General features: G+C 67.1%; 12 protein-coding genes and 2 pseudogenes. 4 read left to right on the top strand and 10 right to left on the bottom strand.

Annotation, left to right across the window (positions count from 1 at the left end):
* Positions 1-45: 45 nt before the first annotated feature.
* Positions 46-1,344, top strand: coding sequence for a HEAT repeat domain-containing protein (locus tag QSK45_RS13690; RefSeq protein ID WP_285556554.1), 1,299 nt, complete (start codon positions 46-48; stop codon positions 1,342-1,344).
* A gap of 151 nt (positions 1,345-1,495) precedes the next feature.
* On the opposite strand, the gene QSK45_RS13695 is transcribed toward QSK45_RS13690, so the two are convergent.
* The 3 genes from QSK45_RS13695 to QSK45_RS13705 form a co-directional block, all read right to left on the bottom strand.
* A complete protein-coding gene (locus QSK45_RS13695; protein ID WP_285556556.1) occupies positions 1,496-1,888 on the bottom strand; it encodes a hypothetical protein in 393 nt (130 codons plus the stop codon).
* Positions 1,889-1,991: 103 nt separating this feature from the next.
* On the bottom strand, positions 1,992-2,348 hold the full coding sequence (locus QSK45_RS13700) for an immunity protein TriTu family protein (RefSeq protein ID WP_285556557.1): 357 nt from the start codon (positions 2,346-2,348) through the stop codon (positions 1,992-1,994).
* Complete coding sequence (locus tag QSK45_RS13705) at positions 2,345-2,761, bottom strand: hypothetical protein (protein ID WP_490993561.1); 417 nt, start codon at positions 2,759-2,761, stop codon at positions 2,345-2,347. Before QSK45_RS13705 ends, QSK45_RS13700 begins: the two co-directional genes overlap by 4 nt.
* 119 nt (positions 2,762-2,880) lie before the next feature.
* Between QSK45_RS13705 and QSK45_RS13710 the strand changes: the two genes are divergently transcribed.
* The 3 genes from QSK45_RS13710 to QSK45_RS13720 all read left to right on the top strand — a co-directional run bounded on the left by QSK45_RS13710 (position 2,881) and on the right by QSK45_RS13720 (position 5,243).
* Entirely contained in the window at positions 2,881-4,122 is a 1,242-nt protein-coding gene (locus QSK45_RS13710; protein ID WP_285556559.1) for a hypothetical protein, read from the top strand.
* A 324-nt stretch (positions 4,123-4,446) separates the two neighbouring features.
* Positions 4,447-4,845, top strand: coding sequence for a hypothetical protein (locus tag QSK45_RS13715; protein ID WP_285556561.1), 399 nt, complete (start codon positions 4,447-4,449; stop codon positions 4,843-4,845).
* Positions 4,842-5,243 (top strand): hypothetical protein, encoded by a 402-nt coding sequence (locus QSK45_RS13720; protein ID WP_490993562.1) that lies wholly within the window; start codon positions 4,842-4,844, stop codon positions 5,241-5,243. The genes QSK45_RS13715 and QSK45_RS13720 overlap by 4 nt, the downstream gene beginning before the upstream one ends.
* A gap of 12 nt (positions 5,244-5,255) precedes the next feature.
* Here QSK45_RS13720 and QSK45_RS13725 read toward each other — a convergent pair whose 3' ends face one another.
* The 7 genes and pseudogenes from QSK45_RS13725 to dnaB form a co-directional block, all read right to left on the bottom strand.
* On the bottom strand, positions 5,256-7,256 hold the full coding sequence (locus QSK45_RS13725) for a LysR family transcriptional regulator (protein WP_285557083.1): 2,001 nt from the start codon (positions 7,254-7,256) through the stop codon (positions 5,256-5,258).
* Between the two features lie 261 nt (positions 7,257-7,517).
* Positions 7,518-7,910, bottom strand: a pseudogene (locus QSK45_RS13730) (TniQ family protein); the annotation flags it as partial.
* Positions 7,907-9,022: an AAA family ATPase gene (locus QSK45_RS13735; RefSeq protein ID WP_490993563.1), complete on the bottom strand. Its 1,116-nt coding sequence runs from the start codon at positions 9,020-9,022 to the stop codon at positions 7,907-7,909. The gene QSK45_RS13735 and the pseudogene QSK45_RS13730, both read right to left, overlap by 4 nt.
* The gene (locus QSK45_RS38515) at positions 9,019-9,387 is read right to left on the bottom strand and encodes a hypothetical protein (protein ID WP_490993564.1); all 369 of its coding nucleotides are present in this window, start codon (positions 9,385-9,387) and stop codon (positions 9,019-9,021) included. Before QSK45_RS38515 ends, QSK45_RS13735 begins: the two co-directional genes overlap by 4 nt.
* Complete coding sequence (locus QSK45_RS13740) at positions 9,378-11,138, bottom strand: helix-turn-helix domain-containing protein (protein ID WP_490993565.1); 1,761 nt, start codon at positions 11,136-11,138, stop codon at positions 9,378-9,380. Before QSK45_RS13740 ends, QSK45_RS38515 begins: the two co-directional genes overlap by 10 nt.
* A gap of 79 nt (positions 11,139-11,217) precedes the next feature.
* Positions 11,218-11,853: pseudogene (locus QSK45_RS13745) on the bottom strand (TnsA-like heteromeric transposase endonuclease subunit); the annotation flags it as partial.
* A 204-nt stretch (positions 11,854-12,057) separates the two neighbouring features.
* The gene (gene dnaB / locus QSK45_RS13750; protein ID WP_285556564.1) at positions 12,058-13,536 is read right to left on the bottom strand and encodes a replicative DNA helicase; all 1,479 of its coding nucleotides are present in this window, start codon (positions 13,534-13,536) and stop codon (positions 12,058-12,060) included.
* Positions 13,537-13,643: the final 107 nt, after the last annotated feature.

Raw genomic sequence — 13,643 nt, forward strand, 5'->3', positions numbered from 1 at the left:
TCGACCGCCCGACCCGTTGTCGGTGGCATGTGCGACGGTCGTGCGGTGATCGACAGTGAACGCGGCCTCCTGGAAGGCCTGCACGCGGTGGACTGGTCCGAGTTGGGCCACGCGTACGGAAGAGCGCAGGACGTCCCAGCACAGCTCACCGCGTTGTGCGGTCATGACGAGGCCGCCCGTGAGGGCGCCTTGAGGTCGCTGTCCGGCAACATCTTCCACCAGGGCACCCGGTACTCCGCGTCACCGTACGCCGTGCCCTTCCTGGCCCGTATCGCCCTGGCCGGCCCCCGCACGGTCCGGGTCGGGGTGCTGTCGCTGCTGACCAGACTCGCGATCGACTGGCACGACGAGTACGACCTGCCCCGAGGCATCGACATCAGGGCCTGGCGCGCGGCGGCCGCCGAAGTGAGCATGGACGAGGCGCTGGCCTGGTACGACGAGCGCATAGCCGCCGAGCCCGACGAGGAGAAGCGCGAAAGGATCAGGGAGATCCGAGCGGAGTGGGCCGCCGGACGGCTGATGGACTCCCGGGCGAGCGCCCTGCTCTCCTACGACGCCGTCCGCGCCGAACTGCCCGGCCTGCTCCGGCTCCTCGACGATCCCGACCCCGCCGTCCGAACCGGAACCGCCTACCTGTCGGCCTGGTTCCCCGAGGAAGCGCCCACCACCCTGCCCCTCCTCCTCGACCGCCTGCGGATCGAGGACTCGGTGACGGTGACCGCCACCGCGCTGGTGGCGGTCGGCCTGCTCGGTGACCGGACCCTCGCGCCCCGGCTCAGCTCCCGCCTGGACGCCCCGGAGCCCCTGATCCGCTGGGCGGCGGCGACCGCGCTGGCCCGGATCGGCAGCGCCGAGGGCACCGACGGGCTCGGCACCGACCTGACCGAGCAGGTGATAGCCGAGCTCGCCGCGGCGGCGGCCGACCCCCCGAAGCCGGGCATCGACTACAACGAGGGCGACCTCCCCGGCTACACCAGTCGCTCTCTTCTGTCTCTCCCCGCGCTGTCGCTCTCCGCCCACGACCGGGAAACCGTGCTCCGCGGCGTGGCCGACTGTCTGACGGTGATGCCCGGCGACCACACGGAATGGACGGCGAGGACCGCACTGGCCGTGGCCTTCGCGGAGCCCTTCCAGCACGGTGTCCCCGCGTTCTCCGAACTCACCGGGGGACAGCGACGTCTCCTCCGGGCATTGGTGAAGGCCGGCCCCTGGGGCGCGTACGGCAGGAAGTTCGAAGAGTCTCTCCGAAACCGGCAGTTGCCCGACACCCGGGCCGCCCTGCGCGTCTACGCGGGCCTTCCGGACGACGGCCACGACGAGAGGACCGCATGCGTCTGGTGCTGAGTGCCCGCCCGTGTGTAGGTTCTCGCTTTCGGTGTCAGGCGCCGACGCTATGACCTGGACGTTCCCCTCCAGTCTCACGACGTGTCGGCAAGCGGCTGTCTCAGATCGATGTCATTTCCTCAGACAGCCCAGCCGGCTGCGCCGGACCCCATCAACCTGCATCGGCGGCCGTCCGTTCCATCCACTCCCGCACCTTCACTGCTTGCTCGATGCGGTTGACGATGTCCTTCTTGGACGCCGTGTCCAAGGTCTCCGGGATCTTGTCGAAGGTGTCGGGAAGGACGTCGAGGAGACCCCAGATCTGCTCGCCGGTGCTGACGGTCAGCAGTTGCTGGCACCTCCACTGCAGCGGCACCTCGGGACGGTGCGTGAGCCGCTGCACGAGTGTCGGGAACAGGTAGTGCGTCGCTTCTGCGGCGAGGTGCTCTCGTAGCCAGTCGACCGGAAGCCGCTGGCTGAAGCCATGCATGGCGGCCTCCTGGGCCAGGTCCAGGAGCTGAGCGGTGTCGACGGCTCGGATGGTGCGGGGAAGGGTCGGGGTCATGTCGCGATGATGCCAAGAAGCCCTCGGAACACCGAGAGGTCGGCGGGGTCGGGTTGCAATCCGTCAAGGACCTCGGCCCAGGCTTTCTCGAACTCGCCGGAGGTCACCCTTGCACGGACGGCTCGCCCTTTATGCGGATCCATTCGTGGATGGTCTCGATGGCGTAGAGGAGGTCCTGGAAGGTGCAGAGATCCCGGTGCTGTTGTCGGACCTGGCCTGTTGCCATGTCCCCGTACTCAAGCTCGGCTTCCCCGCTGCTCCAGACGATGAGCACGGCGACGAAGTCATCGTTTTCGAGCGTCATCCAGGTGCTGTTCTTGGTTCGGCCGTCCTCGGGCGACTGCTGGATCGCACCCGTGATTCCGCAGGATTGCAGGCGTTCCTCATGCTCGGTGAACCAGGCCTGGAGCCTCTGCGGCAGTTCAACCGATATAGGCTTCTTTTCTTCGCTTTGTCTCATGGCTGGGCGATGAACCCTGCGGATCGGTCGAGCTGGAAAGGAGATCCGGCCTTGGTTGGTTCCCAGCCTCGGTCCCGTGCTTCTCGGATGCTGGCGGCAACGTGGGCTGGGCGGTTGGGCACTGCCTCGGCACCCACCCAGTTGCTGGGATGGGCCTGGCCGCTGGTGACGATCAAGGTCGTGCCCGGCTGGCTGCCGCCAGCCGCTTCGACCGCGTAGGTCATCGGTGTCCAGCAGAGTCCCTGCATGTAGGAGGGCTTCCTGCGGATCCGCCAGCGGTACTCGATTCCGTCAACGGTTATGCGCCGGGAACCCTTCTTGTTCAGCGCCATCTTCGCCTCCTCCGCTGTTGGACTGTGCTGTGTCGCCGCGGGCGCGAAAAGCAGGTTGCACGCGAACGTACCGAACGTCATCGCCGACAAGTACCTTCGGGACTACGGATGGGTTGATCAGCCCATAAGTTGGTGTCAGTGCCGAGCGACCCGGCGCATCGCACCCACCCCGGGTGCACTCACCGCGATCGGAGAGCACCGTGAAGAACAGCCCGTTGTGGCGCGTGGTTGACAACGAGAGTGGTAGCCAGTCCATCGTCAGCACGCCCTCCGAGGCGGTCGCGTTCGTCAACAGCCGGTTCGACACTGATGACGACGACGAGCCGTTCAGCATCACCGAGGTCGGTCCTCTCCTTCCGAAGCCGCTCGGGGTCATCACCGCATGGGCCGCCGAGAAGGACGGCGAGCGAACCGACGGGCGTACTGCCCCGATCACCATCAGGCCGGTTGTGACGGACAACGCCAGCGAGTGCGATGACGTCGTGCTCTGGGGCGACGTGTACGTCTCCTGGGACCACGACATGTACACCGTCGAGGGGCCGGACGGCTCCGAGTACAGCGAGGCTTACAGCGCAACCGAGTTGAGTGCGATCCTTGACGAGTACGCCGACAACTATGAGTACGCGCCTGAAGGGCCCGACAGCCACAGGTGGCCGAAACCGGAAGAGTTGATCACCTACGGCGCCCAGGAGTGTACCAAGCGGTTCGGGCACCTCGACGACGACGCCCTGCTGTGGCTCGCTGCCACCCGCATCACGCTCGCCGTGTGGCGCAACACACCCGTCGAGAACTGGCATGCCGGGAAGAGTCCGCTGCACGACGGCACGATGATGCGGATCAACACGGCAACCACCCGACTCGTGCGCTCGATGCTGTCGTTCGACCATGTCGACTGGATCGGTCTCGGTCTCGCGATCGTCAACCCGTCCCGGGTTCTACCGACAGGGCAGTCCGTACTCGAGCTCGGGCTGGCCTGCCACAACCCTGACGACCCGGCGCACGAGGTTGATCCGCGAGAAGAACTCGCGGAGATGGCGCAGGTCGCGATCTCATGGGGGCGAAGGTACTGCCTTCACGAGAAGGAGTTCGGCCTGCGAACCCTGATCAAATCCTTCTGTGCGTCCGACAACGGCTGGTTCGGAGCACCGAGTTGGGGGCGCATCGTCGATCGGTTCCTTACGGCTGTCGACGACCGGGAGAATGCGCACTGGGGCATATACCAGGACAAGCCTTGGTTCAACGAGTGGTTCACCAACCGGCCGGCCGACATTGCGGATACCACGGAATTTCATCGGCTGCTCCTTGCCGGGCCCGACCTGCTTTCCGAGGAGGCCGCCGAATGGTGCGTGGATGGCGCCATCGGCTACGTCTGCCAGGACGACCACGCGAACGACTGCTGGCGGTGCGGTATCCCGCTGGCAACGGAATCCCCCAACGAGTGAATGTGTGCACCAGCATAGAAAAGCAGCAATCCACTGACCGCACTCTCTCCCGCCTACTCGGCGGCCTCCCCTGCTTGGGGAGCCAGTCGCGACTCCACTGACTGGAGATGTGCGGGTGCTTCTGACGGATCTGTGGCAGCAACGCTGGCCCGGCCGCCCGCTGGTCGGCCACAAGCTCCGTGAGCCCTATAGGAGTGTCTGGGTCCGCTTCCACAGTCCGTCGGGTCTTTGACATCAGTATCACCGGCCTGCTGGTTTCTTGATAACCACGCTTCCACGACACGGAGGTCGAGCAGGTCGTCGGACCTCCGGGATCATGACGCCATGCAACTCCGATACTTCAATCAGACCGGATGGACCGCCATCTTCGATGGCACTGAGACCGAGATCGGTCGCATGGTGCGCGTGGAGGGATGGGATCCCGCAACCGGGACAGCCTTGGTGGTCGACCCGCAACGAGGGGCACTGCGCCAGGTCACGGACTACGTGGACTTCTCCCACTTGGAGCGGGCCGATCAGGTGGTCGCCGCGATACCCGGTGGGGGATGGCGGGCACACTGGACGGATGAAGGGCCGGGTGGATCACCTCTCACGGAGCAGGTGCTGGCCTGGTTGATCACTTCGCAGGGCCGGGCGACTGCCATCACAGTCGATGCTCAGGGGCATGTGGAGGACGCCGACAGCGCCGACGCCTTCATACCGCCGGGTGAGGAACTTCAGTGACCGCGTCGATGCCGCAACAGGCGGGCCCGGCGTCCGAGGGTCGGGCTTCTGATGCCGGCTGGGAGGCTCCCTACTACCGGGTTCGGGCCGCCGGCTTCCAGGTGCTCTTCCTCGTGGAACCGGACGAGGCGATCGAAGAGGTCTGCAACGTCGATGCCGAGGTTCATCTTGCCGACGGGTCGCGCTGGAGTTCCACGATCTTCACTCTCGCCGAGGTGGATCGGCTCATGCGGAGCTGGGAGGCGAGCGGAGAGGCGGTCTCCGGGCAGTGCTTCTTCTGCGCGGACGGGCTGATCGTGCGGAATCCCGGCATCGGCAGCATGGTGCGCGTGATTGCCGGGCTCGTGGCCTCCGGCGAGTTGGACGGGGCGTTCCGACGCATTGCCGACCCGGAATGATCATGCCGCGTCTCAGGGCATCGTGTTGTCCTGCATCTTTCGAATGGCCTTGAGCACCTTCTTCCCCAGGGGAGTGAGCGTCATGGGCCTACCTCGTTCCGCCCGGACCAGGAGTCGTCCACCGAGTTCTCGTTCGATCCGGTTGATCTGTGCGACGAGGGTGAACGTGTTGAGGCCGAGGCCGCTCGCTGCGGCACCGAGGCTGGGGTAGGGAGATGCAGCCGCGAATCGGCTCAACCGTTCGCTGGCCCCCTGGCCGCCGAGTGCCGGCCGAAGGATGCTTGGTGCTCGGCTGGCCTGGTCGATTGCCCGAAGTACCTGGCTGTGACTGGACCCTCCGCGTGGTCGCAGCGGAACGTTGTGGGTCTTGGCCCAGCGGGCCATGTTCGCGGTGCTCATGCCAGCTTCTCGGGCGAGGTCCGGCAGGGTCCGGCGGCGGTGGACGTACTGCTCGATGAGCCAGGCCCGTTCGACAGTGCCGCGGCGCTTGTAGTCCTTGGGGCCCTCGCGAAGCGGGATGCCGTACTCCTTGGCAAGGTCGGTCAGCACTCTGCGGGAGAAGCCGGTGAGGGTGGCGATCTGCTGGAGGGACCGGTGTTCGTCGAGGTAGAGCCGGGTGAAGCGCTCTGCCGGAATGGCTTGCCGGGCCTGCTGCCGGATGCGGCCGGTGGCCCTGGCGGTGCTCTTCGTCAGCGGGGGTGCGGGGGCTGGATGTTCGTCGAGGACATGTCGGATGGCCTCGACGGTCGTGCCCAGGACCTGGGCGGCGTGCTGAACGGGGTGCTGGCGTTCGCGGACAAGCTGGTGCAGGCGGGGTAGGTCGACGTGTGCCGGGTCGGGGCCGGGAAGGGAGAGCCCTGCCAGCAGGGTGGCGGGCGGCTGCCAGGTCATGGGCTCGTCGTGGATGTGGTGTGAGGCCAGGAAGGTGAGGGCTTCCTGCTGGAGGGCGTGCACGAGTTCGGGGGTCTGGAGCGCGGTGAACCGCAGGGACGTCGCCCGGAACTCTGCACTGTCGGGTCCGCCCAGGTCGTCGGGGGCAGACTCGGCGGGCAGGCCGCTGAGACGTTGGAAGAGCTGGCTGCGTGCGATGCGTTCGCGCCGTCCGGTTCCCGGTGGTGTTCCGGTGCGGCGGCAGATCTCCAGCCAGCGGTCATGAGGAAGCAGGCCGGTGTAGTCGAGGAGTCGGCGCCGACCGTAGTCGATGGGGGTGCTGTTGGCACCGAGGTAGTCCGCGAGCCGGTCCAGGGCAGTGGCGATGTCCGGCCATTGCGGAAGGTCGTCGAGCTCCTGGAGGAGGCGTGAGACCTCAGTGCCGTCGATGACGTCACCGATCAGCCCGGCTGCCTGGTCCAGGGATGTGCGGCTGTCGGGAATCAGCAGCAGGGCGGCGAGAACGGGGGCCAGAGCCCGCGCATGGATTCCTTCAGGTGGTGCGAGGCGGATCGTCCAGGGCGGCCAGAACATCGTGGGGATCTTCCTGGCTCGCTGCTCGATGTCCCGAGTGGTATGGGTCGGCCGGCGGGGGGTCTCGGTCATGATGCGGTAGCGGACGTATTCGCTGGGGCGGAGGGAAGGGGCGAGGGCCGCCAGGTGCACGGACTGCAGCACCGGGCTGATGCCCCTGCCCCAGCTGTCGATGCTGGTCGTCGAGATCTGCGTGAGTTCCTCGCGTACTGCTTCCAGCAGGCTCCGCAGGGCCTCGCCGGCCGGGTGGATTCCTGGTTGCTCCAGGATGCTCAGGGCCATGGTGACCGCGACGGCTGTATCCGCGGCTCGGGGCGGGGCCATGAACCCCGGACGTTCCATGGCCTGTCCGGTGTGCGGGGAGACCGCATCGGTGCTGAGGTGAGCTTCTGCGATGTCAGCCGGGATCTGTTCTCGTAGGACAGCTGCGGGCAGGTCGCTCAGGACGCGTATGCCCAGGGCCCGGATGTCGGCCAGCACCGCCGAGGCCGGCTGGGGAGAGGTTCGGTAGGGGCCGAAAGCTGCCGTTGCCCTGTCGATGATCTCCATCACTCGGTCCTGCGCCGTGAGAACCGGATGACCAGGAGGCAGGAGAAGCGTCGAAGCGCGGGTCAGATCGGTGCCGCAGCCCGCCGAGAACGGGCGGGTGGGGCGGGTCGGTGGATTGCCGCAGAGTTCAGGCCGGGGGACGGACCGGCCGGAACGGGGCCGCTGCCGCGGCACCCTCCCGCAGTGCGGGCAGCAGTCCGCCAGTAGCCTGCGGTGCCGGGTGCAGGCGAAGGAGAAACCGAGCCTCCAGGACAATTGCCATCGCCCACCAGTGGCATGAAGGCACTCCGGACAGAACCGGGATCCCCCTCCGCGGCCCCAAAGGACGTGCCGTGACACGGCCCGGCCCCCGGCACTCAGGTGGAGGGCCCGTGCGTCGTAATGAGCCAGGGTCAGGGCAGCGACTGTCTCCGGGGACGTCCCGGTGGCGTGTGCGACAGCGGCGGCCAACCGCTCGTCGAGGACGATCGTCCAGTCTGCCGGGATGCCCCTGAACTGGTTTCCGGCCCGGTGCCGGACCGGGAAGCCGAAGTGCAGCAGGACATCACCGAGCGTGGTGTCCATCCGTCTTGCTATCGCCTCCAGCCATGAGTCCAGGGCCTCGCCGGGCAGTGGAGGCAGCCGGATCGGCAGGGTGCGGGCCGGCGTTCTCATGCGGGTCGCCGGCTCCGGGGCCGCGGGCGGCTGGTCAGCCGTTTCTTCTCCAGCGCGGCCTGCAGTTCGAGGCGGGCGGCCTCGGATGCCTCGTCGTTCTTCACCTGGTCCATGAGCTCCTGGTCAAGACGTTCGGCGCCGGTGCGGACCGCCCGCTGGCAGCTGCGGTTGATCAGCGTCATCAGCGAGCCCATGTGTCCGGTGCTGCGGGCGAAGAGGTAGTCCGACAGGTCGTCCGCGAGCATGCCGGGATGCTTGTCGGTGAGCACGACTCGCTGTTCGAGGGCCAGCAGCATCTGCCGCCACTCCCGGCGCCCGGCCTCCATATCGATGGTGAACGGACGAAGCCCGAGGCGGGTGGTGCGGCGGCCGGTCTGGGCCAGAGCGGTGTCGCGTCCGTTCGTTCCTTCGCCGAACAGGCCCTTCTTCGCGAGCTCGACCCCCACCATCAGCAACGTCACCGGGAACTCGTTGGCGATCCACTTCAGGTGGTTGCTCACCTCGATGCCGCTCTTCTGTCCCCATTTCAAAAAGTGCAGATCGTCCAGAACCACCAGGCGGACATCACAGGACAGCACGCAGTCCAGCACCCGCCGTCCGAACTGGGCGGTGGTCCCCCGGATCTGTCCGGGGTGGCCGAAGAACTCCAGCATGGCCCGGTTGAGATCCTTCATTCCGGTGTTCCCGGTCAGCCCGACCCGGCAGACCGGGATCCGCTCGTGCCCTTGGCTCGTGAACGCGCCCGACTCCTCGATCTCCCGCTGGTGGAAGTCGCGGGCGAAGGCCAGCACCGAGGTCGTCTTGCCCAGACCCGGGAACGCGTCGACGGCCACCGCCCCCTTGGCCTTGTCGCCGTCCTGCTCGTTGCTGTCGACGATGTCCCATAGGTCTTCATGGAGCTCTGTCAGTTGCGGCGTCTTGACCGGGCCGATGTTCGCGTGCCACTGCCGGCGCTGACGGTCGTAGTCCGCCCGCGCCTGTGTGGGCAGGGACTTCAGCTGCTTGCGGGTCAGCAGGTCGGGCCGGCTGCGGCGAGGGCTCTCTGCGAACGCCTTGAAGTCCTCCTTCCGCGACAAGGCAAGACTGCCTGGCTGCGGAACGCCGTCGTTCACACGTCCTCCAGGGCATCGGCGTAGAAGTCGTCCTCCCCGGCGAGGTCCTCCAGATCGGCCTCGTCGTCATCCCCGGTCTCCGTCACCACGTCGGGCTCCCGCAGTTCCGCGGTCTGCTCGTCCTGGCCGAGGGCCTTGCGTACGGACGGAAGCGAGACGACCGTCTCCGCCTCACTCTCCGGAAGCTCGATGGCGGCCTGCTCGCGCGAGAGCCGCAGGGCCATGCGCCGCTCGGCGATCGTGGTGCCCAGGCCGAGATTCCACCGCTCCAACAAGTCAGCGACGGCGAGCCGGTCGTCGGGAAAGCGATACTTCGAGGCAGCCAGCTGCCGGGCGAACTTCAACGCGTCCTCGCTCAGCGGCATCTCGGCCGACGGTGCATGTTCCCAGAGAGGCGTGTGCCAGGCCCGGGTAGTCGGATCTCGGAAGTAGATCCGGGTGATGTCGTCGGGGTCCACCTGGAAGGGCCAGCCGTTCTTGACCGGACTGTCGTAGGGGCTGCGGACTCCCGGCTCGGGCAGGCCAGGGCCGCTGTAGCGGCGCCGGCCGATTTCGACGCCGTAGTGCTGGACCGTGCGCCATTTCGTCTGGAGGAACTCGAAGGCGAGATCGCGATCCCGGGGAACCTCGATGTAGCCGGCGCGGGCCATGCCGTGCTCGAACATCTTCGCCGGGGACATCCGCAGCCCCGGCAGGTCGGATCGACCAGGCTGGAGTGCGGCCGGCAGTGATAGACCGCCGCGGTCCACTCCCGGATGATCGCCTCAAGCTCGTCGAGAAAGAAGAACGCGTCGTCCTCCGGGCTCTCGCCCCGCGAGTGGATGTCGGGTCCCTTGTAGCCGGGCAGCACCTGCAGCAGCCCCTCCCGCAGGGTCCGGAAGTAGCGCTCGACCGGCCCCTTGTCGCGGCCTCTCCGGAGCCGGGCCGGCTGGATGGAGATGCCCATCCGGCGGGCCAGATGCTCCGAGACGTAGACCTTGCCGTGGTCGACAACCAGCGTCTCCGGGACCAGAGGCGGCGAGGCCAGGCCCGGTCCGGTGGCGCCTTCGACGTCGACCAAGACGGTGCGGGGGATGCCGTGCTCGGGCCAGACCGCGTGCCGCGGCCAGTCCCGCCCCGCTGGCCTCGGCCGAAACGCCTGGAACAGCACCGCGCTGACATCCACCGCCTTCGTCGAGACCGGCGTCAGCCGGATCCCCGTGATGCAGCGGGAGTACCAGTCCATCCCGACACTCAACTCGGCCTGAACCCACTTCAGCGTCAACGGGTCGAACGCAAAGACGTCCAAGCGGGTGGAGTCCATCAGCAGATACTCACCCGGACGCGTCGGCCGCAGCTTCCCGTACGGACCCTCCGGCCGACCGGCGATATCCCGGTTCCGCTTCGTACTCAGTCGGAACAGCGGGTGTCGCCGCTCCAGCTCTGTGAGCACCCGGTAGGCCGTGGCTTGGCTGGGCTGGGGTACGACTTCAGGACCGAACCGCGCGATCACCCGGGCCTGAGTCCGATCTATGACCATCTTGCGTGATGGCTTCGACTCTCCGGTGTGCTCGACCATGACTTCCAGCGCGGTCTCCACCCATCGGTCATCGGCCCTGCCGAAGGACCGTGTCTGGGAACTTGTCCGCTGGACCAGGCCGGCCTCACCGTGTCGGCGGTAGTCGGCGACCCACCGTCGAATAGTGCGATCAGTGACTCCGAGTTCCGCAGCTTTCGCCGCATAGCGGGCGTCCAGCGATAGCGTCGGCGCGTACGGAGCTCGCGGTTCGCCTTCGCGCGCAAGTTCGGTGCTGCCGGACCGATATCCCGTGAGGAGTTCCCGAATGTGCTCGGCCCGCTCCAGGATCTGCTGTCTGTCCTTCTCGTCCAACTGCCCCAGTACCACCGAGGCAATCTCCTCGGCGTCGTCCGAGGACGGTCCAGGCCCCTCAGGGATAAGAGTGGCCCGGTCGGAGAAGAGCAGTTCCCGCAATGACAGACGCAGGAGCCTGCCGTGGCGGCCCTTGAGGACGACCTCGTTGCCGGCCGTGGTGGCGGCCATCTCGACCACCTCGACGGTCTCCCCGTCGTAGCGGAAGTGTGTACCGACGCCGACCCTCGCTTCGGCCCTGGTCACGCCGTTCTCCTGAGCAAGCGCGCCGGCTGAACGGCCGGTCGAGGTCCACCGTGAACTCGTGCGTCCACAGCAAGTGATAGACCGCAGATCGGACTTGCTCCTCCGGGCGACCGGGCAAGCTGGCCGCCGCACGCCGCAGAGAGACTCCGTTGAGATCAGCCCCACGGAGCTCGTCGACGAGCCCACGGTCGAACAGCCAGTCTCTGCGGTAGCCCGACAAGAAGCGGACGTTCTCCAGCTCAGCCGTGGGTGGCTCGCTCCAGACCTCGTACTTCCACCCCGCCTCACGGGTCCAGCCGAAAGTGAAGGCCACCTCCGGCTTCGACAACCGGTGCAGTGGCTTCACATCCACGACCACGGGCCCCTCGTCGGTGACGAGGAGGTAGTCCGGGATGTGCTTGCGCACAGCCCCGTCCACCTCGGCCTTGAGCAGAAATGGCTGGGCCACGACACGCCGTACGGACGGATCGAAATCAGCGAAGAGGAGCCTCGCCAGTTCGAGGCGCGACTCGTAGATCACGTGGTCGCGCATCGTGGCGGACCAGTAGGTGCCCGAGTAGTGCCGCTGGCCCCTATACCAGCGAAAGGTTCGCCAGGGTGACGCCGCGGCAAGCAGGTCGATCGAGGACGCGCTCCACTCCCGGTTCTCAACCTGGCTGCCATCCGGGCCCCGCAGGCTCATGGTGATCGATGCCGCTCTCAGCCCTGCCGCCATGCGTCACCCCCGGATCGTCGGCCGCCTCCTCCGCGAACGCTACGTTCGCATCCGTGCGAGGCTCCCACGCCGGACCTAAGGCAAGGTCAGCCGAACGAGTGAAGGCAGTGGCCAGCGATTCTCAATCCCATGTCAGTTCGGCCAATCAGATGACATTGCGACTGAGAAAATGACACGGAATTTGAGAACCTACACCGTGGTCGATCAGGTCTGGGCCATGTCCACGAAGCGGGAGTAGTGGCCCTGGAAGGCGACCGTGATGGTGGCCGTGGGGCCGTTACGGTGCTTGGCGACGATCAGGTCGGCCTCGCCGGCGCGGGGGGACTCCTTCTCGTAGGCGTCCTCGCGGTGCAGCAGGATGACCATGTCCGCGTCCTGCTCGATCGAACCGGACTCACGCAGGTCGGAGACCATCGGCTTCTTGTCGGTGCGCTGTTCGGGACCACGGTTCAGCTGGGACAGCGCGATGACCGGGATCTCCAGCTCCTTGGCGAGGAGCTTGAGGTTACGGGACATGTCCGAGACCTCCTGCTGGCGGCTCTCGGCGCGCTTGGAGCCGCCGGACTGCATCAGCTGGAGGTAGTCGATGACGACGAGCTTCAGGTCGTTGCGCTGCTTGAGGCGGCGGCACTTGGCGCGGATCTCCATCATCGACAGGTTCGGGGAGTCGTCGATGTAGAGCGGCGCGGCCGAGACGTCCGGCATCCGGCGGGCGAGCCGCGTCCAGTCCTCGTCGGTCATCGTGCCGGAGCGCATGTGGTGCAGGGCGACCCGGGCCTCGGCCGACAGCAGACGCATCGCGATCTCGTTGCGCCCCATTTCGAGCGAGAAGATGACGCTCGGCAGGTTGTGCTTGATCGAGGCGGCCCGCGCGAAGTCCAGCGCGAGCGTCGACTTACCCATGGCGGGGCGGGCAGCGATGACGATCATCTGGCCCGGGTGCAGCCCGTTGGTGAGCGAGTCGAAGTCGGTGAACCCGGTCGGCACACCGGTCATCTCACCGCTGCGCGAGCCGATCGCCTCGATCTCGTCGAGAGCGCCCTCCATGATGTCGCCCAGCGGCAGGTAGTCCTCGCTGGTGCGCTGCTCGGTGACGGCGTAGATCTCGGCCTGGGCACTGTTGACGATCTCGTCCACGTCGCCGTCGGCCGCGTATCCCATCTGGGTGATCCGCGTGCCGGCCTCCACCAGGCGGCGCAGCACCGCGCGCTCGTGGACGATCTCCGCGTAGTACTCGGCGTTGGCCGCGGTCGGCACGGTCTGGACGAGGCTGTGCAGATACGCGGCGCCGCCGACCTTGTTGATCTCACCGCGCTTGGTGAGTTCCGCGGCGATGGTGATCGGGTCGGCCGGCTCACCCTTCGCGTAGACGTCCAGGATCGCCTGGTAGATCGTCTCGTGCGCGGGCTTGTAGAAGTCGTGGCCCTTGAGGATCTCCACGACGTCGGCGATGGCGTCCTTGGACAGCAGCATGCCGCCGAGCACCGACTGCTCGGCGTCGAGGTCCTGCGGGGGCACCCGCTCGAAGGCGGAACCACCGCCGTCCCAGCCGGTGTTGTCCCGGCCCCGGTCGTGCTGATCGTCACGACCACGGCCGCCCTCGGGCCGCCGACGAGAGGCCGGCAGACGATCACTGGGCCCACTGTCGGCCCACGGATCGTCCAAGGGCTCGGAAATGCTCACCGAGCCACCTCCTCCCGTCACACGGCGGACCTCGCCGCGTCCTCTTTTGTACGGCACGACACTGACAAAACGAGCGGCCCGGCTCCGCTCAAGGAGCGTCGGTTTTG

Origin of the sequence: Streptomyces hygroscopicus subsp. hygroscopicus (assembly GCF_030269125.1) — a bacterium.
In the GTDB taxonomy this organism is placed as follows: Bacteria; Actinomycetota; Actinomycetes; order Streptomycetales; family Streptomycetaceae; genus Streptomyces; species Streptomyces hygroscopicus_C.

Bases quoted from the DNA above. Each gene is read 5' to 3' on its own strand.
- QSK45_RS13695 (WP_285556556.1), bottom strand. From the start codon at position 1,888: ATGACCCCGACCCTTCCCCGCACCATCCGAGCCGTCGACACCGCTCAG.
- QSK45_RS13700 (WP_285556557.1), bottom strand. From the start codon at position 2,348: ATGAGACAAAGCGAAGAAAAGAAGCCTATATCGGTTGAACTGCCGCAG.
- QSK45_RS13705 (WP_490993561.1), bottom strand. From the start codon at position 2,761: ATGACGTTCGGTACGTTCGCGTGCAACCTGCTTTTCGCGCCCGCGGCG.
- QSK45_RS13715 (WP_285556561.1), top strand. From the start codon at position 4,447: ATGCAACTCCGATACTTCAATCAGACCGGATGGACCGCCATCTTCGAT.
- QSK45_RS13725 (WP_285557083.1), bottom strand. From the start codon at position 7,256: ATGGAGATCATCGACAGGGCAACGGCAGCTTTCGGCCCCTACCGAACC.
- QSK45_RS38515 (WP_490993564.1), bottom strand. From the start codon at position 9,387: ATGCCGCTGAGCGAGGACGCGTTGAAGTTCGCCCGGCAGCTGGCTGCC.